Annotated in this window: 21 protein-coding genes; 16 read left to right on the top strand and 5 right to left on the bottom strand. The window is 61.7% G+C overall.

Translation table 11 applies throughout. The features are described 5' to 3' along the window. Positions 1-194: 194 nt before the first annotated feature. The 10 genes from JHX88_RS01020 (at position 195) to argC (ending at position 11,585) form a co-directional block, all read left to right on the top strand. Positions 195-821 carry a glutathione S-transferase family protein gene (locus tag JHX88_RS01020; protein ID WP_076522389.1) on the top strand — a complete coding sequence of 209 codons (627 nt, stop codon included), beginning with the start codon at positions 195-197 and terminating at the stop codon, positions 819-821. A gap of 21 nt (positions 822-842) precedes the next feature. Further along, positions 843-2,054 carry an acetyl-CoA C-acetyltransferase gene (locus JHX88_RS01015; RefSeq protein WP_076522388.1) on the top strand — a complete coding sequence of 404 codons (1,212 nt, stop codon included), beginning with the start codon at positions 843-845 and terminating at the stop codon, positions 2,052-2,054. Positions 2,055-2,068: 14 nt separating this feature from the next. Further along, positions 2,069-4,255: a 3-hydroxyacyl-CoA dehydrogenase NAD-binding domain-containing protein gene (locus JHX88_RS01010; protein WP_076522387.1), complete on the top strand. Its 2,187-nt coding sequence runs from the start codon at positions 2,069-2,071 to the stop codon at positions 4,253-4,255. A gap of 160 nt (positions 4,256-4,415) precedes the next feature. Next, positions 4,416-5,609, top strand: a complete 1,194-nt coding sequence (locus JHX88_RS01005; RefSeq protein WP_076522386.1) for a toxic anion resistance protein — start codon at positions 4,416-4,418, stop codon at positions 5,607-5,609. Between the two features lie 8 nt (positions 5,610-5,617). Then, positions 5,618-6,646 (top strand): DUF2927 domain-containing protein, encoded by a 1,029-nt coding sequence (locus JHX88_RS01000; RefSeq protein WP_141225717.1) that lies wholly within the window; start codon positions 5,618-5,620, stop codon positions 6,644-6,646. A 117-nt stretch (positions 6,647-6,763) separates the two neighbouring features. Then, on the top strand, positions 6,764-7,891 hold the full coding sequence (locus JHX88_RS00995; RefSeq protein WP_076522384.1) for an SPFH domain-containing protein: 1,128 nt from the start codon (positions 6,764-6,766) through the stop codon (positions 7,889-7,891). 6 nt (positions 7,892-7,897) lie between these two features. After that, positions 7,898-9,169, top strand: coding sequence for a TFIIB-type zinc ribbon-containing protein (locus JHX88_RS00990; RefSeq protein ID WP_076522383.1), 1,272 nt, complete (start codon positions 7,898-7,900; stop codon positions 9,167-9,169). Positions 9,170-9,184: 15 nt separating this feature from the next. Next, positions 9,185-10,096, top strand: coding sequence for a carbohydrate kinase family protein (locus tag JHX88_RS00985; RefSeq protein ID WP_076522382.1), 912 nt, complete (start codon positions 9,185-9,187; stop codon positions 10,094-10,096). A gap of 173 nt (positions 10,097-10,269) precedes the next feature. Next, positions 10,270-10,599 carry a DUF779 domain-containing protein gene (locus JHX88_RS00980; RefSeq protein WP_076522381.1) on the top strand — a complete coding sequence of 110 codons (330 nt, stop codon included), beginning with the start codon at positions 10,270-10,272 and terminating at the stop codon, positions 10,597-10,599. A 68-nt stretch (positions 10,600-10,667) separates the two neighbouring features. Next, positions 10,668-11,585, top strand: a complete 918-nt coding sequence (gene argC, locus JHX88_RS00975) for an N-acetyl-gamma-glutamyl-phosphate reductase (protein WP_076522380.1) — start codon at positions 10,668-10,670, stop codon at positions 11,583-11,585. A gap of 127 nt (positions 11,586-11,712) precedes the next feature. Here argC and JHX88_RS00970 read toward each other — a convergent pair whose 3' ends face one another. Next, complete coding sequence (locus JHX88_RS00970) at positions 11,713-11,952, bottom strand: hypothetical protein (RefSeq protein WP_076522379.1); 240 nt, start codon at positions 11,950-11,952, stop codon at positions 11,713-11,715. A gap of 302 nt (positions 11,953-12,254) precedes the next feature. Between JHX88_RS00970 and JHX88_RS00965 the strand changes: the two genes are divergently transcribed. From JHX88_RS00965 to JHX88_RS00940, 6 genes are all read left to right on the top strand, one after another. Continuing rightward, positions 12,255-13,400 (top strand): TRAP transporter substrate-binding protein, encoded by a 1,146-nt coding sequence (locus JHX88_RS00965; protein WP_076522378.1) that lies wholly within the window; start codon positions 12,255-12,257, stop codon positions 13,398-13,400. Between the two features lie 52 nt (positions 13,401-13,452). Then, positions 13,453-14,031 carry a TRAP transporter small permease subunit gene (locus JHX88_RS00960; RefSeq protein WP_076522377.1) on the top strand — a complete coding sequence of 193 codons (579 nt, stop codon included), beginning with the start codon at positions 13,453-13,455 and terminating at the stop codon, positions 14,029-14,031. 36 nt (positions 14,032-14,067) lie between these two features. Beyond that, a complete protein-coding gene (locus JHX88_RS00955) occupies positions 14,068-15,486 on the top strand; it encodes a TRAP transporter large permease (protein WP_076522376.1) in 1,419 nt (472 codons plus the stop codon). Continuing rightward, a complete protein-coding gene (locus JHX88_RS00950; protein ID WP_076522375.1) occupies positions 15,476-16,840 on the top strand; it encodes an amidase in 1,365 nt (454 codons plus the stop codon). Before JHX88_RS00955 ends, JHX88_RS00950 begins: the two co-directional genes overlap by 11 nt. Then, positions 16,837-17,010 carry a hypothetical protein gene (locus tag JHX88_RS00945; protein ID WP_176011376.1) on the top strand — a complete coding sequence of 58 codons (174 nt, stop codon included), beginning with the start codon at positions 16,837-16,839 and terminating at the stop codon, positions 17,008-17,010. The genes JHX88_RS00950 and JHX88_RS00945 overlap by 4 nt, the downstream gene beginning before the upstream one ends. A gap of 157 nt (positions 17,011-17,167) precedes the next feature. Beyond that, the gene (locus JHX88_RS00940; RefSeq protein ID WP_076522374.1) at positions 17,168-18,322 is read left to right on the top strand and encodes a M20 aminoacylase family protein; all 1,155 of its coding nucleotides are present in this window, start codon (positions 17,168-17,170) and stop codon (positions 18,320-18,322) included. Between the two features lie 380 nt (positions 18,323-18,702). Here JHX88_RS00940 and adh read toward each other — a convergent pair whose 3' ends face one another. The 4 genes from adh to JHX88_RS00920 all read right to left on the bottom strand — a co-directional run bounded on the left by adh (position 18,703) and on the right by JHX88_RS00920 (position 24,191). Further along, positions 18,703-20,229 (bottom strand): aldehyde dehydrogenase, encoded by a 1,527-nt coding sequence (adh, locus tag JHX88_RS00935; RefSeq protein WP_076522373.1) that lies wholly within the window; start codon positions 20,227-20,229, stop codon positions 18,703-18,705. Between the two features lie 131 nt (positions 20,230-20,360). Continuing rightward, complete coding sequence (locus JHX88_RS00930) at positions 20,361-21,314, bottom strand: GAF domain-containing protein (RefSeq protein ID WP_272848152.1); 954 nt, start codon at positions 21,312-21,314, stop codon at positions 20,361-20,363. Between the two features lie 199 nt (positions 21,315-21,513). Further along, on the bottom strand, positions 21,514-22,647 hold the full coding sequence (locus tag JHX88_RS00925) for an ABC transporter ATP-binding protein (RefSeq protein WP_076522372.1): 1,134 nt from the start codon (positions 22,645-22,647) through the stop codon (positions 21,514-21,516). 17 nt (positions 22,648-22,664) lie between these two features. Then, positions 22,665-24,191, bottom strand: coding sequence for an alpha-amylase family glycosyl hydrolase (locus JHX88_RS00920; protein WP_084202786.1), 1,527 nt, complete (start codon positions 24,189-24,191; stop codon positions 22,665-22,667). Positions 24,192-24,200: the final 9 nt, after the last annotated feature.

Below are 24,200 nucleotides of genomic sequence, written 5' to 3'. Positions count from 1 at the left end.
CTCACCAAATCGTCATGGATGATGCAGCAAACCGGGGCCTTCTCCTTCAGCGGTCATCGGCTTCCCAGCCTGTACCGCGCAAACAGGTCTGGCAGACCAATGTTGAAGAAGAGTTAACCCGCCGCTTCTTCTTCATGAAAATATCCTGCGGGGGTCCGGGGGGTGCAAAGCCCCCGGCAGCTAGGAGAAAAGACATGACCGCGCAACTCTGGTGCTTTGGCGAATCCGGCAACGCCTACAAGGCGGCGCTGACCATGGAACTGGCAGGCTATGACTGGTCGCCGGTTTATGTCGATTTCTTCAATGGCGAGGCGCGCAGTCCCGAATTCCACGCCATCAACGAGATGGGCGAGGTGCCGGTCTTTCGCGAGAGCGAATTGACCTTGACGCAATCCGCGGTGATCCAGCTCCATATTGCCGAGCGGACTGGCAAGTTCCTCGGAGCGGACCGCAACGAGACGCTGCGCTGGCTGATGTTCGACAATCACAAGCTGTCGGGCCAGGCCGGTGCGACGCGTTTCCTGATGAATTTCCTGCCCGAAGAAAAGCGCCCGCAAGAGGCGATCGCCTTTATGCAAGGGCGTCTGAAAACCACCTACAAGGTGCTGGACGCTCACCTCGCGCGGCGGGAATGGGTGGCGGATAGCAGCCCGACCATCGCCGATTTCGCCTGCTGCGGCTACCTGTTCTACCCCGAGCCATTCGGTTTCGACCGCAAGGACTGGCCGCATATCGACCGCTGGCTGGAGGCGATCTCCGCCCTCCCCGGCTGGAAACATCCCTATGACCTGATGCCGGGCAACCCCTCGGATCGGGCCTGACCGAACACCACAGGAGGACTCATGTCTGAAGCCTATATCTATGACGCCGCGCGCACGCCGCGGGGCAAGGGCCGCAATGATGGCAGCCTGCACGAAGTCACCTCGCTGGCATTGTCGGCGCGGCTGCTCAACGCCGTCAAGGAACGCAACGGGCTGGAAGGTCACGCCGTCGAGGACGTGATCTGGGGCAATGTGACCCAGGTCAAGGAACAGGGCGGCTGTTTGGCGCGATCAGCGGTGCTGGCCTCGGACCTCGATGAATCGATCCCCGGACTGGCGATCAACCGTTTCTGCGCCAGCGGCATGGAGGCCGTGAATCTCGCCGCGAACCAGATCAGGGGCGGCGCGGGCCAGGGCTATATTGCCGGCGGTGTCGAGATGATGGGCCGCGTGGCCATGGGCAGCGACGGGGCGGCGATTGCCGTAGATCCAAGCCTTGCGCTGAAAAGCTATTTCGTGCCGCAGGGAATCAGCGCCGACATCATCGCCACGGAATACGGCTTCACCCGCGAAGAGGCCGATGCGCTGGCGGTCGAATCGCAGCGACGGGCGGCCAAGGCATGGGACGAGAACCGCTTCGCCAAATCCATTGTGCCGGTCACCGATCAGAACGGGCTGACCATTCTGGACCGCGACGAATACATGCGCCCCGGCACGACCACGGATGACCTGGGCAAACTGAAGCCCAGTTTCAAGGAGATGGGCGAGGCCATGCCCGGTTTCGACAAGGTGGCGATGCTGAAATATCCGCATCTGCCGCATATCGAGCATATCCACCATGCCGGGAACAGCTCGGGCATCGTGGACGGGGCCGCCGCCGTGCTGATTGGCAGCAAGGAATTCGGCGAGGCGCATGGGCTGAAGCCCCGCGCCCGTATCCGCGCGACCGCCAAGATCGGCACCGATCCGACGATCATGCTGACCGGGCCGGTGCCCGTCACCGAGAAAATCCTGAAGGACAGCGGCATGTCGATCGGCGATATCGACCTGTTCGAGGTGAACGAGGCCTTCGCTGCGGTCGTGCTGCGCTTCATGCAGGCATTCCAGGTCGATCCCGGCAAGGTCAATGTCAATGGCGGCTCCATCGCCATGGGCCATCCGCTTGGCGCGACCGGCGCTATCATCATCGGCACATTGCTGGACGAGTTGGAGCGGCAGGACAAGCAGGTCGGGCTTGCGACGCTGTGCATCGCTTCCGGCATGGGTGCGGCCACCATCATCGAGCGCGTGTAAGGGAGGGCATTCAGATGACCGATTTCACGATCAAGAAAGACTCGGACGGCGTTGCCGTCATCACCTGGGATGTCCCGAAGAAATCCATGAACGTGTTGTCGCTGGACGGCGCGGCTGAGCTGGACAAGCTGATCGATAACGCGCTTGCCGACGAGGCAGTGAAGGGCATCGTCATCACCAGCGGCAAAAAGGATTTCGCCGCCGGGATGGATCTCAATGTCATTGCCGGGATGAAGGATCAGGGCGGCGCGCAGGGCGTGTTCGACGGGATCATGACCCTGCATCACCTGCTGCGCAAGATCGAGCGCGCAGGGATGGACCCCAAGACGCTGAAGGGCGGCAAGCCCATCGCGGCGGCCCTGCCCGGCACGGCGCTTGGTATCGGGCTGGAACTGCCGCTGGCCACACATCGCATTTTTGCGGCCGACAACCCGAAGGCCAAGATCGGCCTGCCAGAAATCATGGTCGGCATTTTCCCCGGCGGGGGCGGCACCACGCGGCTGGTGCGCAAGCTGGGGGCGATGATGGCCGCGCCGTTCCTGCTGGAGGGCAAGCTGAACGATCCAAAGAAGGCCAAGGCTGCCGGGATCATCGACGAGGTGGCCGAGGATCCACTGGCCGCCGCGCGCGAATGGGTGCTGAACGCCAAGGATGCGGACCTGGTCAAGCCCTGGGACCAGAAGGGCTACAAGATGCCCGGCGGCGCGCCCTATCATCCGGCGGGCTTCATGACCTTTGTCGGCGCAAGCGCGATGGTCCATGGCAAGACGATGGGGGTTTACCCTGCCGCCAAGGCCCTGTTGTCGGCGGTCTATGAAGGCGCGCTGGTGCCCTTTGACCAGGCCCTGAAGATCGAGGCACGCTGGTTTACCAATGTGCTGATGAACCCTTCGTCCGGCGCCATGATCCGCAGCCTCTTCATCAACAAGGAAGCGTTGGAGAAGGGGGCGAATCGTCCCGAGGCACCGGACCAGACGGTCAGGAAGGTCGGCATCCTCGGTGCGGGAATGATGGGTGCGGGCATCGCCTATGTCAGCGCCATGGCCGGCATCGAGGTGGTGCTGATCGACGCCAAGCAGGAGGCCGCCGAGAAGGGCAAATCCTATTCGGAAGATCTGCTGGACAAGGCAATCAGCCGCAAGAAATCGACCGAGGAGAAAAAGGCCGAGGTCCTGGGCCGCATCCTGCCGACCACGGATTATGCCGCGCTGGATGGCTGCGACCTGGTGGTCGAGGCAGTGTTCGAGGATCCCGGCATCAAGGCCGAGGTGACGAAAAAGGCCGAGGCGGTCATTCCGCAGGACGCGATCTTTGCCACCAACACCTCGACCCTGCCGATCAGCGATCTGGCCAAGGCGAGCAGCCGCGCCGATCAGTTCATCGGCATCCATTTCTTCTCGCCCGTGGACAAGATGTTGCTGGTCGAGATCATCAAGGGCCGCGAGACAGGCGACCGCGCCGTTGCCAAGGCGCTCGATTTCGTGCGCCAGATTCGCAAGACGCCGATCGTGGTGAACGATGCCCGCTTCTTCTATGCCAATCGCTGCATCATCCCTTATATCAACGAAGGTGTGCGGATGGTGGCCGAAGGCGTCAACCCGGTGCTGGTCGAGAATGCGGCCAAGATGATGGGTATGCCCCTGGGGCCGCTGCAACTGGTCGACGAGACCTCTATCGATCTGGGCGTCAAGATCGCCAAGGCGACCAGGGCGGCCATGGGTGACGCCTATCCCGATGGCGCGGTTGACGAGGTACTGTTCTGGATGGCCGATGAGGGTCGCCTTGGCCGCAAATCGAAGGCCGGCTTCTATGCCTACGACGACAAGGGCAAGCGCCAGGAGCTTTGGGAAGGGCTCGAGGCGAAATACCCGCAGGCCGATGAGCAGCCGGAACTGACCGAGGTGCAGCACCGACTGATGTTTGCACAGACCCTCGAAGCCGTCCGTGCGCTTGAGGAAGGGGTGCTGGAAGACATTCGCGAAGGCGATGTCGGCGCGATCCTGGGTTGGGGCTTTGCACCCTGGTCCGGTGGCCCCTTCGGCTGGCTGGACATGCTTGGCGCGGCACGCGCAGTCGAGATCTGCAAGGGCCTGACCGACCGTCATGGCGAGCGTTTCGAGGCACCGGATTTGCTGCGTGACATGGCGGGCAAGGGTGACAGCTTCTATGGCCGGTTCGGGCCGCAGGAAAAGGCCGCGTAGGATCGCGGCATTCTGATGCAAATTGAACACGGCGGGCGTTGCCCGTCTGCAAGGGGGGCGAACTTTTCGCCCCCCTCTGTTGTTGAATGCCCGCCGAATCACCTTATGCTGCAGCGCAAAACGGCCGAGGCGGTCGTCAAAGTCAAAAGGGAAGCACGTCATGACCGAAGACACGAAACGCCGAGCCGAGGCCGTCAGCAAGGACATCGAAGACGTAACCTCGGTCGTGCTGCCCGAACCCAGCAGCGATCAGGTCCAGATCACCACTGCCGATGCGGCGACAAGCGAGGAAATCCGCAAACGCATTGCCGAGATCAATATCGACGATTCCGGCTCTATCATCCATTTCGGTGCGGGCGCCCAAACCGAGTTGCAGCAGATCAGCCAGAAGATGCTGGCCGACGTCAAGAACAAGGATGTTGGCCCGGCGGGCGAAAGCCTGCGCGAAATCGTCACCTCGATCAGGGGGTTCTCGACCTCGGAACTGGACCTGCGGCGCGAACGCAGCTGGTGGGAACGTTTGCTGGGCCGTGTCGCACCTTTTGCGAAATTCACCGCCAAGTACGAAGAAGTGCAGACCCAGATCGACCGTGTGACGACGGATCTGGAAGGGCATGAGCAGCAGCTTCTGAAGGATATCAAATCGCTGGACCTGCTCTATGACCGCACGCTGAACTTCTACGACGAACTCGCGCTTTATATCGCGGCGGGCGAGGAAAAGCTGCGTGAACTCGACAACGAGGTGATCCCCGCCAAGCGGGCTGCATTGGACAAGGCCGCCGAATCCGATCAGGTGATGGAGGCACAGGAGCTGCGCGATCTGCAGACCATGCGCGATGACCTGGAGCGCCGGGTGCATGATCTGAAGCTGACGCGGCAGGTGACGATGCAATCACTGCCCTCAATCCGGCTGGTGCAGGAAAACGACAAATCACTGGTGACGAAGATCAACTCGACCCTGGTGAACACGGTGCCGCTATGGGAAACGCAGCTTGCGCAGGCCGTCACGATCCAGCGCAGCGCCGAGGCCGCCAACGCGGTCAAGGAAGCCAGCGATCTGACCAATGACCTGCTGACCGGCAATGCAGAGAACCTTCGCCAGGCAAATGCCCAGATCCGCACGCAGACCGAACGGGGCGTGTTCGATATCGAGGCCGTCCGCACGGCAAATGCTGAACTTATCTCGACAATCGAGGACAGCTTGCGGATCGCTGATGAGGGTCGCGCCAGACGAGCTGCGGCCGAAGAGGAACTGACCCAGATGGAGGCGGAATTGCGGAATGCGCTGTCCTCGGCCCGTGCACAGCGTCAGAGCGGATCGGAGGGGGCGGCCGGACGGCCGGTTGAACCGTGATGCTGACAATGTCCTCTTTGACCTCGCGCAATCACCGGCGCTATCCGCTGACAACGTCGGCGCTGATGCTCGCATTCGCGCTGGCCGGTTGTACGGACAAGGGTGAGAAGGACGTCAGGATCGTTCCGCCCCCCGTCACGGAGCCTGAACCTCCGGAACCCGAGGGCCCCACCCAGGCAGAGATTCGCGAGGCCCGGGCAGAGCGGAATCGAGCCGCGAATCGGGTCGCGGCAACCAGGGTAAGCGCGGTCAGTCAAACGCAGCAGAACTATTACGCGGAAGTCGAGCGGAAATTGCTCGACGGCAACCGGCTGCGCCTTGACCGAACCCCTATCGATGCGCCCATCGATGCCGAGACACTGGCACAGAATTTCATCCAGATCGCATTGCATGACGAATATGGCAGCGATGGCAAGCGCCATGCCGATGGCGCCAGCGCACCGTTGCGGCGATGGCAGCAGCCAGTTCACGTCGACCTGGAGTTCGGCCCATCATCCGATACTGCTCTGAAACAAGAAATCCGCAGCGAGGTTGCCGCCTTTGCCGACCGGCTGGAACAGATCACTGGCCACAGCGTCAAATTGACAGACGGTACCGGCAATTTCACCATGCTGGTTCTGAACGACGAGGAGCGCCGGGATATCAGCGCGCGCCTGCCCGACCTTGCACCGGGCATACCAGCACAGGACATCGCGGCATTGCGCGATCTCTCACCCGATATCTATTGCACCGTCTTCGCCTATTCCAAGGGCGCATCGACCAGCTATGCCCATGCCGTCGCGGTGATCCGGGCCGAATTGCCGCCGCTCCTGCGGCTGTCCTGCGTCCATGAAGAGATGGCTCAGGGCATGGGTCTTGCCAATGATAGCCCCGAGGCGCGCCCTTCGATCTTCAATGATGACGAGGAATTCGCCCTGCTGACGCGGCATGACGAATTGCTGCTGCAGATCCTGTACGATCCACGCCTTCGCCCCGGCATGTCAGAGGCAGAGGCCGCGCCGGTTGTGCGGAAAATCGCGGGGGAATTGCTACCGTAAGGCAGCCTCCACCGCAGCGGGGTCATCAGTGAATGGATTCTGTCGCTGTCCTGTGCAAATAGTTGGGCAAGGATGGCCGCGAGCAACCCGCGCCATCGATTTCGGACGGAGTACAGCATGAGCATCTTCGACATCCTCGGCGGCGAGTTCATCGAGATCATCGAATGGACCGACGACACGCATGACACCATGGTCTGGCGCTTCGACACGGTCGGCCGGGCAATCAAATACGGCGCCAAACTGACGGTGCGCGAAGGGCAGGCCGCCGTCTTCATCCATGAAGGGCAGCTGGCCGATGTGTTCAAGCCCGGCCTCTACATGCTGGAAACCAACAACCTGCCGATCATGACCCGGCTGCAGCATTGGGATCACGGTTTTCGCAGCCCGTTCAAATCGGAAATCTACTTCGTCAACACCACTCGCTTCAACAACCTGAAATGGGGCACGAAGAATCCGATCATCGCGCGCGACCCTGAATTCGGCCCGATACGCCTGCGGGCCTTCGGCACCTATTCGATGCGCGTCTCGGACCCGGCGCATTTCATGTCGGAAATCGTCGGCACGGATGGCGAATTCACCAGTGACGAGATCACCTTCCAGATCCGCAACGTGATCGTGCAGGAATTTTCGCGCATGATCGCCGGATCGGGAATCCCGGTGCTCGACATGGCCGCGAATACCGGTGATCTGGGCAAGCTGGTCGCCAAAGCCATCGAGCCGGTAATATCGGCCTATGGGCTCAGCCTGCCCGAATTCTATATCGAGAATATCAGCCTCCCCCAGGAGGTCGAGAAGATGCTGGACAAGCGGACCTCGATGGGAATCATCGGTGATCTGGACCACTACAGCCAATACGCCGCCAGCGAGGCGATGGTAAAGGCCAGCGAGAACCCCGGTGGCGCCGGTGCGGGAATGGGTGCCGCAATGGGCGCTGCCATGGGAATGGGCATGGCCGGACCCTGGGGGCAAACACCACAAGCTCAACCGGCATCCACTGCCGCCGCAGGCCCAGCGACGCCACCTCCACTGCCGGGACGTCAGGCCGAAACCGTCTGGCATGTGGCGATCGACGGTCAGGCACAGGGTCCGTTCGGTCGCGGCCACCTTGGACGCATGGTGACCGAAGGCAGCTTCACCCGCGAAACATTGGTCTGGACACAGGGTCAGGATGGCTGGTTGCCTGCCGAGGACATCCCCGAGCTCGCACAATTGTTCACCGCGATGCCGCCGCCGCTGCCGCGCTGACCGCCGATGCCGACACCACCGACCGAGCACCGCTATCCCTGCGAGCAATGCGGTGCCAGCCTGCGCTTCCAGCCGGGGCAGCAACATCTGGTTTGCGATTATTGCGGCCATCGGCAGAGCATCGGTGACGGTGCAACGCGGGCCCCGGCCCGCCAGCCGCAAGATCGGGCCGAGACGGCGATTCTGAAAGGCCCTTCGACGGGCCGGGCACTGCAATGGGATGCCGGGCACAAGGCACCGCAGCTGGTGGAACTGCCGCTGGAAAAGGGATTGCGGCTCGATACGGCCCCGGATGTGGCCGAAGACATCCGCACCACCTCATGTCCCAATTGCGGCGCGCAGATGCAATTCGACGGCGACAGCCATGCCAGTGCCTGCCCGTTCTGCGCCACTCCTGTCGTCATCGATACCGGCACCACCCGCCACATCAAGCCGCAGGGCGTGCTACCTTTCGTGCTATCCGAGGAGCAGGCCCGCGCGGCAATGGAGGATTGGTTGGGACGGCTGTGGTTCGCACCTTCCGGCCTGCTGGCCTATGCGCGGCGCGGACGGAGAATGAGCGGCATCTATTCGCCGTTCTGGACATTCGATGCCCGCACGCGCTCAGCCTATTCCGGTCAACGCGGCGATGCCTATTACGAGACCGTCTATGTCACGCAAGAGGTCAATGGCCGCCGTCAGCGTGTGGCCCGGCAGGTCAGACGCATCCGCTGGAGCCATGCTTCGGGCCGGGTCTCCCGCGATTTCAACGATGTGCTGGTGCTAGCTTCGGCTTCGCTGCCGCGACGGTTCTCGGACGGGCTGGCACCATGGGACCTGTCGCATCTGGCGACTTACCGGCCCGACTATCTCGCCGGGTTCAACGCCGAGGGATATACGATCCCGCTTGCCGAGGGTCATCAGGTCGCGCGGCAGGAAATGGCTGGGGTGATCCTGAACGACGCCCGCCGCGACATCGGCGGAGACGAGCAGCGGGTCGAACGGGTCCAGACCGACTACAGCGACGAGACCTTCAAACATATCTTGCTGCCGATCTGGGCCGCCGCCTACAAATATAACGGCAAGAGCTATCGCTTTCTGGTCAATGGGCAGTCGGGCCGGGTTCAGGGCGAACGCCCCTGGTCAATCTGGAAAATCGCCGCCGCCGTCATCGCTACACTGGTGGCGCTAACGGTTTTCCTGTATTTCGCCGAGACCGGGGGTTATATCCAGCTTGGCGATGTAGTGCTGCCGGATGGGATGACTCCGGTCGAAAATTTTGCCATTGGCAGCACATAGCGGGAGGACGTGACCATGATCCTGTGTTCAGGTGAATCATTGATCGACATGGTGCCGGAGGGCGGCACATTCCGACCACTTGCAGGCGGGGCCGTCTATAACACGGCGATCGCATTGGGCCGCCTGGACGCGCCGACTGCCTATCTCTGGCCGATCAGCCGCGATCCTTTCGGCGAGGTGCTGCTTCGCCCGCTGACCGAGGCCGGGGTCGATATCGGCCTTTGCCCCCGCTCGGACCGGCTGACGACATTGGCGCTGGTGACGCTGACGGATGGCGATGCGGTCTATTCCTTCTATGACGAGGGCTCGGCAGGCCGAATGCTGTCTCCCGCAGACATTCCCACCCTGCCCGACCGGATCGAGGCGATCTTCACAGGCGGCATCAGCCTTGTTCCCGACCCATGCGGCGCGGCCGTCGAAGCCTTGATCGAGCGCAACCACGCACGCCTTCCGATCATGATCGATCCGAATATCCGGCCTTTTTTCATCGCCAACCCAAAGGCTTTTCGTGCTCGTCTGCATCGCATCCTGCCACAGGCAGATATCGTCAAACTCTCGACCGATGACCTTGAATGGCTGCATCCCGGGATTGACCCCGAGGACGCCGCCCGCAAGGTGCTGGCACTGGGTCCGAAAATCGTCCTGCAAACCGGCGGCGCATCCGGTGCCCGCGCCTTCTGGTCGGGCGAGACCGTCAGCGCCCCCGCCATCCGCACGACCGTTGCCGATACGATCGGCGCCGGTGATACGTTCAACGCAGGCGTGCTCGCCAGCCTGCGAAACCAGGGTGTGCTGAACAAGGACGGAATCACGGAAATTACCGGCGAACAGCTTCTTGCCGCCCTGACCCTGGGCGCGCAAGCTGCCGCAATCACCGTATCACGTCCCGGCGCGAATCCCCCTTGGGCGGATGAGATGCCCACGTGATCTGGATGGATCGTCAGTTCTTCCCGGAAAATTTCGGTTTCAATGCACGCGATCAGAATCTCTGTAAAATCCGGCTCGGATCAGGCAGAATGAAATCGTTCAGGCGCCAAGCCTGCATGAATGGGTGAGATCGGCCCGTACCACCGGGCGAAAGGTGGAAATGGAGGCGCGAGATGTCCACTGTCACCGCTACCCCGGAAGCGTTGGAGCTGATTACAGAGATCGTTGCGGACCATGGTCCCGTCCTGTTTCACCAATCGGGCGGTTGCTGCGACGGGTCGTCGCCGATGTGTTATCCGCAAAGCGATTTCAAGGTGAGCGAACGGGATGTGAAGCTGGGCGAGATCGGCGGAGCGCCGTTCTATATCTCGGCCAGCCAATACGAGGCCTGGAAACATACCGACCTGATCATCGATGTCGTGCCGGGACGGGGCGGGATGTTCAGTCTCGATAACGGGCGCGAGAAACGGTTTCTCACCCGTTCGGAAATCTGCTCGACCTGAGTCCTTCCCCCGATTGTGATGCGGTCGGGATGCGCCTATAAGCGGGGCATTACTTTGGAGGACCAAGAATGGCGCATAATATCTTCATCGATGGCGAGGCTGGCACAACGGGTCTGCAGATCCGCGAGCGGCTGGAGGCGCGTGAAGATATCCGATTGATCCAGGTCGATCCCGAACGCCGAAAGGATGCAGAGGCAAGGCGCGAGGCCTTCGCCCAGGCAGATGTCGCGATCCTGTGCCTGCCCGATGACGCGGCGCGCGAGGCGGTCAGGCTGTGCGAGGCCCTGGATGTGCGGCTGATCGATGCCTCGACAGCGCATCGCGTCGACAAGGCTTGGGTTTTCGGCTTCCCCGAACTCGACAAGGGCAATCGTGCGCGCATCGCCGGGGCACGCTTCGTCAGCAATCCGGGTTGCTATTCGACCGGCTCCATCGCGATGATCGCCCCTCTGGTTGCCGCCGGGCTGATCGCGCCGGACGAGCCGCTCTCGATCAATGCGGTCTCGGGCTTTACCGGTGGCGGCAAGAACCTGATCGCGGAATATGAGAGGGGCGAGGCCCCGGCGCATTTCGTTTACGGCGTGGATCAGAATCACAAGCATATTCCCGAGATCATTCAGCAGAGTGGGTTGACCATGCAGCCGATCTTTGCACCGTCGGTCGGGAGTTTTGCACAGGGCATGGCGGTACAGCTGCCGTTGCGTCTGGATGGGCGCCGCAACATGCCGGCATTGCATGACGCGCTGGCAGCTCATTACAAGGGAGAGCATTTTGTCCGTGTTCTGAACCTTGGCGAGACCGGGCCGCGGATCGTACCGACGATACTGAACGGCACCAATATGATGCATATCTCGGTTCAGGGAGACCAGGACTCCGGTTGTGCGACCATCGTCACCGTGCTGGACAATCTGGGCAAGGGCGCGTCCGGGGCATCGGTACAGAACCTCAACATCATGCTGGGGCTGGATGAAGCGACGGGACTGTAACCGTCAAAAGAAAGGACCACGCGATTTTCCATGACCGCGTGGTCTGCGAGCGATAAACGCCGTGATTTCAATATGGAAACAGGATCGGCTGCTTCCGCCTCGCTGTCGAAGCGGATACCCCTGCGCGTCACATATTCTTCTGTTTCACGCCTTCATTATGGCAATACGCGTCGGCGGTTTCGACAGACATGTTCTCCGGACGTTCGATCGCACGGTCCCAACGCACCATATCGGGCGAATAGAGCTGGCAGACCACCTGACCATTCGGCGTATCGACCGTTACCGGATCCGTTTCCCAATCCTTCGGATCAATGCTGCAGGCCGACAGGACTGCTATGCCAACCATGGCGAAAGCAAGTTTTCTCATATTCTATTTACCCCTGATTAACGTGAACGAATACGACAACGGATGAATTGGCCAAGTCAAGGATATTGCCAAGACAGGTTAATATCCTTTGAGACAGGTTGCTCACCTCATCGGCAGAGCCTGCCGTGACGATACGAAAACTCGGCCATAAGCCAAACAAGCTTACTGAACCGTGTCAGTTTCTGCGCATTACAAAGCGTGAAGACCTACAGGATGTGAACATTTCCTTGCATCAAAAGCCAATTGTTTGGACAGTGTCACCCATGCTTGGATCTAATCCGTAGCAAATGGGGGAGGAAAAAATGACCAAACATGTACCGGTAACTCAGGATGTTTCACGCCGTTCGTTTCTGCGTCGCGGAAGCGTCCTCGCCGGCGGAGCCGCTGCCAGCACGCTTGTCGCGGCTCCGGCAGTTCTGGCGCAGTCGCCGCTGACACTGAAGATGCAAACCAGTTGGCCGGCCTCGGACATCTGGCAGACCATGGCGCAACAATATGTGGACCGGGTCGAGGCGATGTCCGGTGGTCGAATCAAGATCGACCTGCTGCCCGCCGGTGCTGTCGTGGGCGCGTTCCAGGTGATGGACGGGGTCAGCGACGGGGTCATCGACATTGCGCATTCCGTTTCCGCCTATTGGTATGGCAAGCACAAGGCCGCCTCGCTGTTCGGCACCGGGCCGGTCTTTGGCGGTGATCCCACGAACATGCTCAGCTGGTTCTGGCAAGGCGGCGGCCGCGAATTGTATCGCGAGCTGACGCAGGACGAAATGGGGCTGAACGTCGTCGGCCTGATGGCTTTCCCGATGCCCGCACAGCCATTCGGCTGGTTCAAGAACCCTATTGCCGGGGTCGAGGACATCCAGGGCATGAAATACCGCACCGTCGGCCTTGCCGCCGATCTGCTGCAATCCATGGGCATGTCGGTCGCACAGCTTCCCGGCGGCGAGATCGTTCCGGCGATGGAGCGTGGCGTGATCGACGCTTTCGAGTTCAACAACCCGTCCTCGGACCGCCGCTTCGGCGCGCAGGACGTGGCCAAGAACTATTACCTCGGCTCCTATCACCAGGCCTCCGAGGCCTTCGAATTCCTGTTCAACCGCGACGTGATGGAAGATCTCGAGCCCGATCTGCGGGCCATCGTCGAGCACGCTGTCGAGGCCGTTTCGACCTATAACACCGCCTATGCGCTGGACAATTATTCGGCCGACCTGTTGAAACTGCGCGACGAGGACGGGGTCTCGGTTCAGAAAACGCCGCAGCCCATCCTTCAGGCACAGCTTGAGGCCTGGACGGACATGATCACCACGCTCGAGGAAGATCCGTTCATCAAGAAGGTGATGGACAGTCAGCGTGAATGGGTCAAACGGACGACCTATTACGAGCTGATGGACAAGCCCGACTATGCGCTTGCCTATGAGCATTTCTTCCCGGGCGAATTAAAGCTCTGAGCCTTGCCGCCCCGGCTGACCGGCCGGGGCGGTTCGCAATGCGAGGAATCCCATGTTCGCCTTCATGCGCTTTGCCGACAACCTGTCGGCATGGTTCGGCAAGACCTTTGGCTGGCTGGTCATGCTGATGACCATCGGGGTCAGCTACGAGGTCGTCGTCCGTTACATCTTCAACGCGCCCACGACATGGTCGCTGGACGTCTCCTTCATCATGTATGGCACTCTGTTCATGATGGGCGGCGCTTACACGCTGTCGCGCGGCGGACATGTGCGCGGCGATTTCCTGTATCGGATGTGGCCGGTCCGGGTGCAGGCTGGAATCGACCTGGTGCTATATCTTCTGTTCTTCTTTCCGGGCGTCACCGCGCTGATCTTCTCGGGCTGGAAATATGCCGCCCGTGGCTGGAGATATGGCGAGGTTAGCGTAAACAGCCCCGCCGGCGTGCCGATCTTCCAGTTCAAAACGGTGCTCGTCGCCGCCGGAATCCTGCTCTTCATCCAGGGCATCGCCCAGATCATCCGCTGCATCCTCGCATTGCGGGACGGGGTCTGGTATCTTGCCCAGGAGGATGTCGAGGAAACCGAGGAACGCCTGATCCGCGAAAAGGCGCAGGAAACCCATGACGCCTGATCCGATCTTCTCAAACATCCTTCCGGAGAGCAAAACGTGACCGACCCGCAAGTCGCCCTGTCGATGCTGGGCGTGTTCATCATCCTGGTTTTCCTGGGTTTTCCCATCGCCTTCACACTGATGGCCCTGGGTATCATGTTCGGTTATTTCGCCTATTTCGACGCGGGTCGAATGTGGCGCAGCTTCGAACGATTGGGCGAGGATGCCGACTGGCTGACCTCGGTTACAACCTGGATCGAAGGCTTCTTCAACAACCGCATCTTCGATCTGTTCATCAACCAGACCTATACCGTCATGTCGAACGAGGTGCTGACGGCCGTGCCGCTGTTCCTTTTCATGGGCTATATCGTCGAACGCGCCAATATCGTCGACCGGCTGTTCTCGACTCTGGCGGTCGCCTCGCGCAACATGCCGGGGTCGATGGGGGTGGCAGCGCTGATCACCTGCGCATTGTTCGCCACCGCGACCGGCATCGTCGGGGCCGTCGTGACCCTGATGGGATTGCTGGCACTGCCCGCCATGCTGAAGGCGCGCTATGATCCCAGCTTTGCCAGCGGCATCATTTGTGCGGGTGGCACGCTCGGCATCCTGATTCCGCCCTCGATCATGCTGATCGTCTATGCTGCCGCTTCGGGCGTGTCGATCGTGCGCCTCTATGCCGGGGCGATGCTGCCGGGGCTGGTGCTGGTGGGGCTTTACCTGACCTATGTGATCGGCCGTTCCATCCTCCAGCCCTCCGTCGCGCCGCGCCCCTCCGAGGAAGAGGTGCCATCGGTGCCGTGGCCACGCCTGCTGCTGATGCTGGCCACCTCGTTCTTCCCGCTGGCGATTCTGATCGTGGCAGTTCTCGGCTCCATCCTCTTTGGCCTTGCGACCCCGACAGAGGCCGCAGCCATCGGAGCCCTGGGAGGGCTGGTGCTGGCCACTGCCTATCGCGCACTTACCTTCCAGCGGCTGCGCGAGTCGGTCTATCTGACGGTACGCACCACGGCGATGGTCTGCTGGCTCTTCGTCGGCTCCTATACCTTCTCATCGGTGTTTTCCTATCTGGGAGGAGAACAGCTGATCTCGGAATTCGTGGGCGGATTGGACCTGACGCCGCTGCAATTCCTGCTGCTGGCACAGCTGATCATCTTTCTGCTCGGCTGGCCACTGGAGTGGTCCGAGATCATCATCATCTTCGTGCCGATCTTCCTGCCGCTGCTGCCGATGTTCGAGATCGATCCGCTGTTCTTCGGCATTCTCGTGGCGCTGAACCTGCAGACCTCGTTCCTGACACCACCCATGGCAATGGCAGCTTATTATCTGAAGGGCATCGCGCCACCAAGCGTCAAGCTGACCCAGATTTTCGCCGGGGTGCTGCCCTTCCTGTTCATGGTCTTCATCGCCATGGCGCTGATGTATGTCTTCCCCGATCTCGTCTTCTACCTGCCGGAGCTGTTCTATGGCGGTTAACCTGACACAGCTATACGCTACCGATCTGCGCGATCGCATCGCTCGGGGTGAAATCTCGGCGGTCGATCTGGTCACCGCCTGCCTGAAACGCATCCATGAGATCGAGCCGCAATTGCAGGCTTGGGCCTGGCTGGATGGCGAATATGCACTGGAGCAGGCACGAGCGCTGGACGCGCGCCGCAAGTCCGGCGCGCCCATCGGGGCGCTGCACGGGCTACCGGTGGGCATCAAGGATGTCATCGACACCGCACGCGTGCCAACCGAGAACGGCACCGGGATCGACAAGGGCCGCGTCCCCCGCGAGGATGCGGTCCTCGTGGCAAGGCTGCGCGCGGCTGGCGCCATCATCATGGGCAAGACCGTCACGACCGAGATGGCCTTCATGCAGCCCTCGAAATCCCGCAACCCGCATGATCCCTCGCGCACGCCCGGAGGGTCTTCGTCCGGCTCCGCGGTAGCTGTTGCGGCGGGAATGGTGCCGCTCGCCGTAGGCACACAGACCGGCGGCTCGGTCATCAGGCCCGCCTCGTTCTGCGGCGTGGTCGGGTTCAAGCCAAGCTTCGGGATGATCGGCCGCTCCGGCATCCTGCCGCAATCGCCCTTTCTCGACACGGTCGGGGTCTTTGCCCGCTCGGTTCCCGATGCCGCCTTGCTGGCCGAGGCGATGGCGGGTCACGATCCCGCCGACCGGGCAACCGCCCCGATGCCCGCCCCCCGGCTGCACCAGACGGCAACCTCGGAACCGCCGGTGCACCCGCATTTCGCCTTGGCCGATCTTCCGGCCCCACCGGAAACCGATCCCCGCATGCGCGCCGCGCTGGATGAGCTGGCCGACATGCTGGGTGATCAGGTCGAGCGGGTGGATCTGCCGCCCATCTTCGCCGAGGCGCAACAGACCCGCACGCGGATCAACCAGGCCGAGATGGCGAAATGCTATTACAATCACGAGCGCCGGGGCCGCGACCTGATGTCGCCGCAGCTAATCGAGGCGATAGACGCGGGCAAGGCGGTGCTGGCACGCGACTACCTGGCCGCGCTCGATTGGCGCGACGTGCTCAACGCCGGGCTGGAGCGCGTCTTCGAGCGCTGCGACGCCATCATCTGCGCGGCCAGCCCCGGTCCCGCCCCCGACGGATTGAACAGCACCGGCGATTCCGCCTTCAACGGCATATGGACGCTTTGCGGAACGCCCGCCGTGACCCTGCCCCTATTCGCGACCGAAGAGGGGTTGCCCATGGGCCTGCAGCTTGTCGGACGGGTCGGAGACGATGCGCGGCTGTTGCGCACGGCGGCATGGCTGATGCAGCATCTTGAATCGCAGCAGACCACCGAGCAAATGGGAGAGACAGCATGAGCGAGAAGCTGATGGCCGTTCTGGCCTTTGCGATTTTTACCGGCTTTCTGGTCATACTGGTCTGGTATGTTCCGCGATGGGATCTGGGCGGCGTGGTCGCCGCGACCCTGGCTCTGGCAGGCATCGATACAATGTTGATCCTGCGCAGGCATGGCGGCACGGACAAATAGCCGATCCTGCGGCCACTTGCCCGATAGCCTGAAATATCCCTGCAATTTCCGTCCATCCCCGCATTGAACCACGGTTGCACGTCGGCGGCACTGCTGCTCTGATGACGGCCGGACCGGATATCCGACATCATCCGGACAAACCGAACGGAAGGACCCCATGCAAAGCATCGACCGCATCGCCGAATTCGCCGATGAACTGACCGCAATTCGCCAAGATTTTCATCGCCATCCCGAACTGGGCTTTGAAGAACACCGCACCTCGGCACGGGTGGCGGAATTGCTGCAGGAATGGGGGATCGAGGTCACGCGTGGCGTCGGCGGAACGGGCGTGGTCGGCGTGCTCGATGGAAAGCAACCCGGCCGAACCATCGGCCTTCGTGCCGATATGGACGCGCTGCCGATGGATGAGCAGACCAACCTGCCCTATGCCTCAAGCAATCCCGGCGTGTTCCATGGCTGTGGCCATGACGGTCATACGACCATGCTGCTTGGCGCGGCGCGCTACCTGGCCGAAACGCGCGATTTCACGGGCCGCGCCGTGTTCATCTTTCAACCCGCCGAAGAAGGGTTGGGCGGCGCGCGCGCAATGCTGCGCGACGGGTTGTTCGAGCGGTTTCCCTGCGATGAGCTGTATGGGATGCATAACTCGCCCTATAGCGAACATGCCGAATTGCGGATCAGGGCTGGCAAGGCACAAGCGGGGGCAGGCTTTTTCGATATAGAAATCAAGGGCCGGGGCAGTCACGGCGCGATGCCGCAGGTCAGCCGCGACCCGATCGTGATCGGCAGCGGGCTGGTCAAGGACATGCAGGAGATCGTCTCGCGCAATACCGATCCGACACATGCGGCGGTTGTCTCGGTGACCGAATTCCACGCGGGCAGCGCCTATAACGTGATCCCCGAATCCGCCGTCCTGCGCGGCACCTTCCGCTATTTCGACGACGCCGACGGCGCCATGATCGAGGCACGCATCCGGCAGCTTTGCGCGGGCCTGGCATTGGCGCATGAGATTGAAATCTCGGCGGATATTCGCAATGTCTTCGATGTCCTGTCGAATGATCCCGAGCGCGTCGGGAACCTGATCGAGGTGGCGCAGGAACTACTGGGCGACAAGGCGCAGGCGAATGCCGAGCTGACGATGGGCTCGGAGGATATGGCCGATCTGCTGCGCGAAGTTCCGGGGGCTTTCTTCAACCTCGGACATGGCGGAACGGTGCCGCTGCATAATCCGGGCTTTGTCTTTGACGACAGCATATTGCCGGTCGGGGCAAGCCTGTTGGCGCGATTGGTCGAAAAGCGCGGCAGAGCCTGAATAGCCCACGCAACAGCAGCGTGCGTTGCATTTGTCACCGCGCGCAACACCGATGCGATGTCACCCAGCAAATGCTGGGATTCTGGCCGTGACATCCGTACACCGGACGTACACAGCGCGTACACAACCTGTACACAGGCAACTTGCGCCGCGCTCGGGTTCCCTTAACATTCGGGCGAAACATGAGGCGCCTGTCAGGTGAGCCGGAACCACCGCGCCGAATCCAGTACGAAAAACATACTGGGCTGGACTGCCGCCATGACAGCCCGGCCCTTCTTCTTTGTATAAATACCTCTCGGAGGGTCGCCGAAAAATCGCGCCACTGGATCAAGAATCACCCGGCGAAGCGACGGGGGCAGCTTTTGCCCCCGCTGCCTAACTCAGAAGAAGCCCAGTTTCTTGGGGCTATAGCTGACCAGCATGTTCTTGGTCTGCTGATAGTGATCCAGCATCATCCGGTGATTTTCACGTCCAATGCCGGACTGCTTGTATCCGCCGAAGGCTGCGTGGGCCGGATAGGCGTGATAGCAGTTCGTCCAGACCCTGCCCGCCTTGATCGCGCGGCCAAAGCGGTAGCAGGTATTGGCCTCGCGGCTCCAGACACCGGCTCCAAGACCGTAAAGCGTGTCGTTGGCAATCGACAAAGCCTCTTCCTGGTCCTTGAACGTGGTCACCGAGACGACCGGACCGAAGATTTCCTCTTGAAAGACCCGCATCTTGTTATGGCCCTTGAGGATGGTCGGCTCGACATAATAACCCGAGCTGAGATCGCCGCCCAGATCCGCGGCCTTGCCGCCGGTCAGCACTTCGGCGCCTTCCTGGCGTCCAATGTCGAAATAGCTGAGGATCTTTTCCTTCTGCTCGGAACTGGCCTGCGCGCCGATCATCGTGTCGGATTCACGCGGATCGCCCTGCTTGATCGCCTTCACACGGGCAAGGGCGCGCTCCATGAAGCGGTCATAGATCGATTCATGGATCAGGGCGCGCGACGGGCAGGTGCAGACCTCGCCCTGGTTCAGCGCGAACATCACGAAACCCTCGATCGCCTTGTCGAAGAAATCGTCGTCTTCGCGGGTGACGTCCTCAAAGAAGATATTGGGGGATTTGCCGCCAAGCTCCAGCGTCACCGGGATCAGGTTTTCCGATGCGTATTGCATGATCAGCCGGCCGGTCGTGGTTTCGCCAGTAAAGGCGATCTTGGCGATGCGCGGGTTCGAGGCCAGCGGCTTGCCAGCTTCCAGCCCGAAGCCGTTGACGATGTTCAACACACCGGGAGGCAGCAGATCGCCGATCAGATCGGCCCAGACCATGATCCCCGCCGGGGTCTGTTCGGCCGGTTTCAGCACCACGCAATTGCCTGCGGCCAGCGCCGGGGCCAGCTTCCACGTTGCCATCAGGATCGGGAAATTCCACGGAATGATCTGGCCGACAACGCCAAGCGGCTCGTGGAAATGATAGGCGATGGTATCAGAGTCGATTTCGGAGATTCCGCCTTCCTGCGCCCGCAGAACGCCTGCGAAATAGCGGAAATGGTCAATGGCCAGCGGCAGGTCGGCGGCCATGGTTTCGCGGATGGGCTTGCCATTGTCCCATGTTTCGGCGGCGGCAAGCAGTTCGAGGTTCTGCTCCATCCGGTCTGCGATTTTCAACAGAACCCCGGAACGCTCGGCAGCCGAGGTCCGGCCCCATTTATCCTTGGCGGCATGGGCGGCGTCCAGTGCCGCCTCGATATCATCGGCGTTCGAGCGGGCGATTTCGCCGATCTCGCCGCCGGTAATCGGGGTGGTGTTGGTGAAGTATTTTCCCGATTTCGGGGCGGTCCATTTGCCGCCGATGAAATTGTCATAGCGCTTGGCGAAGGGCATCACGCCCACGCCCTTGAATTCATGCGTCTGATCGTTCGGCATATCATTCCTCCTCTGGGTTGTCCCGGACTCCCCATCCGGGTCTGAGAAAGAGATTGGCGCAATTCGGTTTTCAGGCAATCACCCGCTGCGTATCCGCGCCGCAAGCTGTCTCAGCAGTGAGACAGTCAGGGTTATTTTTCACCCAGACCTAGCCTCGCCATGCGCCGATACATGGTCGCCCGGCCGATGCCGAGCGCCCTTGCCGCGGCCGAGACATTGCCGCCGGCACGCGCCAATGCGCGGGCGACGGCAGCGCGTTCGGCCTTGTCGAAGCCCGACATCTCGTCCTCGCGGCCCAGCAGATCGGCGGCGGGGCGGGGACGGATCGCGCCTTCGCGCTCCAGCCCGAGGGCGCGGCGGGCGGCACGGGTGGCGCCCACGGCCAGATCGTCCTTGTCCACCGCCAGCAGCATGGCCGCATCGCCGCCCTCTTCGTCCGAGGCCACGACGATGCGGGCATCGGGAAAGCTGGCGCGGAAGAACACCGCCTCGATCGCCTTGGCGGTCTGCATGATCTGCGCCGAGATCAGCCGGTTATATCGCTCGGTCTGATCGGCGCGGGCAGAGCTGACATCCAGCGCGGCCAGCAAGCGTCCATCCGGGCCCCAGATCGGCGCGTCCATGCAGGACATGCCGATATTGCGGGTATGGAAATGCTCGTCACGGTGAATGGTGACCTGCCGCCCCTCGACCAGGCAGGTGCCGATGCCGTTGGTGCCCTGCACTGCCTCGGACCAGTCGGCGCCTTGCCACAGCCCCCAATCCCGGAATTGCGCGGCATCCGCCTCGCTCATGCGCTGATCCAGCACCACGCCCTCGGAATCCGTCAAGAGCACGTTGCAGCCGGACAGGCACACCAGATTGTAAAGCTGATCGAGCTGCGGGGCGGCGACATGCAGGAAACGTTCCATCGCCTCGCGGCGGGTGGCCAGTTCGGGTTGAGACAGCCTTTCGGGACGCCGCCGGTCGCCGGGATCAAGCCCGTGCTTCAGCATCGAGCGCCGCCATGACGCGGTCAGCGCCGATGTCGCGGATTTCGACTGCGATTGCTCGGCCACCAGATCGGCGTGGCTGCGATGCACCATGATTCTCCTCCTCGTGGCGGAGAGTATAGCAGAGTTGCGTCCAAGCGGGCTGCGACTTTGGTTCCATGGCACAGCACGGGTTCAACTTCGCACCTTCTTCTTCATGCAAGTATCCCGCGGGGGGTCCGGGGGGCGCGAAGCCCCCCGGCCATCGCGGAACGCAATATCTGTGCCCGAATCTATGCCCGAATTTCCGGCCCTACCCCGCGTTTGCCGTTCGCGGCTGATAGGGCGGCAATTCGACCCCGTCACGATAGAGCAGCGATTCCCCGTCATGGAACAGGTGCATTGCCTCTGGCTTGGCGGTCAGGCGGACGGTCCTGCCGGAATAGCCGGCATGGATGCCGGGCAGCTTGGCAATGACCGGCGCGGCTTCCACGTTGGTGCCGAAATAGAGCAGCGTGACTTCGCCCAGGGCCTCGGTCAGATCGACCTTGCCCTCGAACAGCGCCGGACCGTCGGTCTCGAACATGTCCTCGGGGCGGACGCCGAGATTGACGGACATCCCCTCGTCCCCGGCGCGGGTGGGGATGGCGACGCGCGCCTCGCCGCCCGCATCCAGAGCAACGGTGGTTTCCTGTCCCACCTCCGTGACCTTGCCGGGCAGGAAATTCATCGCGGGCGAGCCGATGAACCCCGCGACGAATTCGTTGATCGGCCGTTCGTAAAGCTCCAGCGGTGCCCCGACCTGTGCGATGCCGCCACCGGCCAGCACGACGATGCGGTCGGCCAGCGTCATCGCCTCGGTCTGGTCATGGGTGACATAGATCATCGTGCGGTCGGGCATGGATTCCTTGAGCTGCGCGATCTCGATCCGGGTCGCTACCCGCAGCGCGGCATCGAGGTTCGAGAGCGGTTCGTCGAAAAGATAGACCTTGGGGTCGCGCACCAGTGCCCTGCCGATGGCCACGCGCTGACGCTGGCCGCCAGACAATGCCTTGGGCAGGCGGTCCAGGTAGGGGGTCAGTTGCAGCATCTTGCCGGCGCGGTCGGTCGCCTCCCTGATCTCGTCCCTGGACTTGCCAGCGATCTTGAGCGCGAAGGCCATGTTGTCGCGCACCGTCATATGCGGATAGAGCGCATAGGACTGGAACACCATCGCGATGCCGCGCTGACTTGGCGGGATGTCATTCACCCGCTGCCCGTCGATATCCAGCGTCCCGTCGGTGATCTGCTCGAGCCCGGCAATCATCCGCAAGAGCGTGGACTTTCCGCAACCGGACGGGCCCACAAAGACGATGAATTCCCCGGATGTGATATCCAGGTCGATATTGCGCAAGACATTCACATCGCCATAGGACTTGGCGATATTCACGAGCTTCAAATCGGCCATGGCGAGCCTCCCCCTGATTAACCCTCGATGATCTGAACCTGCCAGGGCGCCATTCCGCCTGCAGGTTCATCGGACAGATTGGCGCGTATCTGCAAGGTCTGCGCATGGTCAGAGCGGCGGAACGACAGGACCGGACCATCGGCCTCGATCTCGGTCATGCTGCCGCCACGTAGCGCGCTATGCTTGCGGCGCAGCCCAATCGCCCAGCGGTAATGATGCAGCACCGATTGCGCATCGGCTTCCTGCCCGACCACGGTGCGCTGCAGATGCGTATGCGGAACCGGCAGCCAAGGCTGACTGGTCGAGAACCCGCCATTCACACCCATGTCCCAAACCATCGGGGTCCGGCAACCGTCGCGGCCCTTGTACTCGGGCCAGAACTCGATGCCATAGGGATCGCGCAGCTCCTCGAATTGCAGCTCGGCCTCGTGCAGGCCCAGCTCTTCTCCCTGGTAAAGGCAGACCGAGCCGCGCAGGCACATCATAACAGTGCAATAGGCCTTGGCGGCCTGATCCGAGAGGTTCCAACGGCTGATATGGCGCATGACGTCATGGTTGGACATCGCCCAGCACGGCCAGGCGTTCGGCGCCGTATCCTGCAGCCTCTGGAACACCTCGGCGATTCGACCGGCCTGAAGATCCTCGCCCGACAGGAAATCGAAGACATAGGACATCTCGATCCGGCCCGGCACGCCGGTATATTCCTCGAGCAGTTCCGGACCGCGCTCGCTATCGCCGATTTCACCGACAACCACGGCACCGCTTGGTTTCAACAACTGGTTCAGACGTTCAAGGAAGGCAACATTCTCGGGCTGCGACTTGTCGAACTTGTGGCTTTGGTGGTTGTAGGGATTGACCGATGGCGCCGTGTCGGACTTGCGCAATTCGGGCGCAAGTGGCGGGTTGTCCCGCAACTCGGCATCGTGGAAATAGAAATTGATCGTGTCCAGGCGGAAGCCGTCAACGCCCTTGTCCAGCCAGAACTGCACCATCTCGAGCAGCGCGTCCTGCACTTCGAGATTATGGAAATTCAGATCCGGCTGCGAGGTCAGGAAATTATGCAGGTAATACTGCTCGCGCCGCGCATCCCATTGCCACGCACTGCCACCGAAGATCGACAGCCAGTTGGTGGGCGGCGTTCCGTCCGGCTTGGGATCGGCCCAGACATACCAGGTCGACTTGTCGTTATCGCGGCTGGAGCGGCTTTCCGTGAACCACGGATGCTGGTCCGAACTATGTGACATCACCAGGTCGATCATCACCTTGAGGCCCAGCTCATGCGCGCGCTCGACCAGCCAGTCGAAATCCTCCATGGTGCCGAACATCGGGTCGATGCCGCGATAATCGCTGACATCATAGCCGAAATCCTTCATCGGAGAGGTGAAGAAGGGCGAGATCCAGACGGCATCCACCCCGAGCGAGGCAACATAGGGCAGGCGCTGAGCGATCCCGGCCAGATCGCCGACTCCGTCGCCGGTCGTGTCCTGGAAACTGCGCGGGTAGATCTGATAGATGATCCCGCCCTTCCACCAGTCTTTCGTCATTTCGTTCAA

Origin of the sequence: Paracoccus saliphilus, from assembly GCF_028553805.1 — a bacterium.
Classification (GTDB): Bacteria; Pseudomonadota; Alphaproteobacteria; order Rhodobacterales; family Rhodobacteraceae; genus Paracoccus; species Paracoccus saliphilus.
Note: the sequence above shows the minus strand (reverse complement) of the source record. Positions and strands in the feature narration are given on the sequence as shown.

What these genes read in the sequence shown, in the direction of transcription:
- JHX88_RS01020 (WP_076522389.1), top strand. Translation starts at nt 195, where the DNA reads ATGACCGCGCAACTCTGGTGCTTTGGCGAATCCGGCAACGCCTACAAG.
- JHX88_RS01015 (WP_076522388.1), top strand. Translation starts at nt 843, where the DNA reads ATGTCTGAAGCCTATATCTATGACGCCGCGCGCACGCCGCGGGGCAAG.
- JHX88_RS01010 (WP_076522387.1), top strand. Translation starts at nt 2,069, where the DNA reads ATGACCGATTTCACGATCAAGAAAGACTCGGACGGCGTTGCCGTCATC.
- JHX88_RS01005 (WP_076522386.1), top strand. Translation starts at nt 4,416, where the DNA reads ATGACCGAAGACACGAAACGCCGAGCCGAGGCCGTCAGCAAGGACATC.
- JHX88_RS01000 (WP_141225717.1), top strand. Translation starts at nt 5,618, where the DNA reads ATGTCCTCTTTGACCTCGCGCAATCACCGGCGCTATCCGCTGACAACG.
- JHX88_RS00995 (WP_076522384.1), top strand. Translation starts at nt 6,764, where the DNA reads ATGAGCATCTTCGACATCCTCGGCGGCGAGTTCATCGAGATCATCGAA.
- JHX88_RS00990 (WP_076522383.1), top strand. Translation starts at nt 7,898, where the DNA reads ATGCCGACACCACCGACCGAGCACCGCTATCCCTGCGAGCAATGCGGT.
- JHX88_RS00985 (WP_076522382.1), top strand. Translation starts at nt 9,185, where the DNA reads ATGATCCTGTGTTCAGGTGAATCATTGATCGACATGGTGCCGGAGGGC.
- JHX88_RS00980 (WP_076522381.1), top strand. Translation starts at nt 10,270, where the DNA reads ATGTCCACTGTCACCGCTACCCCGGAAGCGTTGGAGCTGATTACAGAG.
- argC (WP_076522380.1), top strand. Translation starts at nt 10,668, where the DNA reads ATGGCGCATAATATCTTCATCGATGGCGAGGCTGGCACAACGGGTCTG.
- JHX88_RS00970 (WP_076522379.1), bottom strand. Translation starts at nt 11,952, where the DNA reads ATGAGAAAACTTGCTTTCGCCATGGTTGGCATAGCAGTCCTGTCGGCC.
- JHX88_RS00965 (WP_076522378.1), top strand. Translation starts at nt 12,255, where the DNA reads ATGACCAAACATGTACCGGTAACTCAGGATGTTTCACGCCGTTCGTTT.
- JHX88_RS00960 (WP_076522377.1), top strand. Translation starts at nt 13,453, where the DNA reads ATGTTCGCCTTCATGCGCTTTGCCGACAACCTGTCGGCATGGTTCGGC.
- JHX88_RS00950 (WP_076522375.1), top strand. Translation starts at nt 15,476, where the DNA reads ATGGCGGTTAACCTGACACAGCTATACGCTACCGATCTGCGCGATCGC.
- JHX88_RS00945 (WP_176011376.1), top strand. Translation starts at nt 16,837, where the DNA reads ATGAGCGAGAAGCTGATGGCCGTTCTGGCCTTTGCGATTTTTACCGGC.
- JHX88_RS00940 (WP_076522374.1), top strand. Translation starts at nt 17,168, where the DNA reads ATGCAAAGCATCGACCGCATCGCCGAATTCGCCGATGAACTGACCGCA.
- adh (WP_076522373.1), bottom strand. Translation starts at nt 20,229, where the DNA reads ATGCCGAACGATCAGACGCATGAATTCAAGGGCGTGGGCGTGATGCCC.
- JHX88_RS00930 (WP_272848152.1), bottom strand. Translation starts at nt 21,314, where the DNA reads ATGGTGCATCGCAGCCACGCCGATCTGGTGGCCGAGCAATCGCAGTCG.
- JHX88_RS00925 (WP_076522372.1), bottom strand. Translation starts at nt 22,647, where the DNA reads ATGGCCGATTTGAAGCTCGTGAATATCGCCAAGTCCTATGGCGATGTG.
- JHX88_RS00920 (WP_084202786.1), bottom strand. Translation starts at nt 24,191, where the DNA reads ATGACGAAAGACTGGTGGAAGGGCGGGATCATCTATCAGATCTACCCG.